This is a genomic window from Gluconobacter sp. P1D12_c, assembly GCF_018812105.1.
Lineage (GTDB): Bacteria > Pseudomonadota > Alphaproteobacteria > Acetobacterales > Acetobacteraceae > Gluconobacter > Gluconobacter oxydans_A.
The window spans coordinates 1-565 of the sequence record NZ_JACSIQ010000216.1; the positions used below are offsets into that span (position 1 = coordinate 1).

Sequence of the window (565 nt, forward strand, 5' to 3'; positions counted from 1 at the left end):
TTGGAAAAATCTTAAGGAATTACATGATGAAAATTTAGATGAATTTTTTGAATTTTCTATAGTGCGAGATAATGAAGTGCTTCTAGAGACACTTCGCCTTCCGAGTGATCCTTCACTCTACGAATGGTTTGTCGGTCAGCCAAATGTGCCATTACCGACAAAAAAAGAAGCTTTCTGAATATATCTGAAGAAGGGGTTTCCTTCTTCAGCTTACGACAATTTGCTTGCAAATTGTGTAGTAAGTCCACCTTTTGAAAAAAGGGGGCTGAAACACCATGTCAAAATTCGCCATTCTTCGGGTTCAGAAACTCAAATCGCCCAAGTCCGTCAGGGCGTCCATGAAGCACGCCTACCGAGAGCAGGATACGCCAAACGCTGACGCCACGAGAACGCCAGACAATGACCTGATCGGGCCGCAGAACGTCAAACAGGGCATGATCGCGTTCGAGAAGGCGCTACCTGAGAAGATCCGCAAGAACGCCGTCCAGTGCATCGAATACCTGGTCACGTCCTCACCTGGCGCGTTCGAGAACCGGAACGCTGACCAGGAGGCGTATTTGGGGTC

The 565-nt window shown here is 47.8% G+C and carries 1 protein-coding gene; it reads left to right on the forward strand.

Features of this window, described 5'->3' with window-relative positions:
* Positions 1-275: 275 nt before the first annotated feature.
* The coding region (locus KP705_RS16415; RefSeq protein WP_252348433.1) for a plasmid recombination protein at positions 276-565 on the forward strand (290 nt) is incomplete at its 3' end.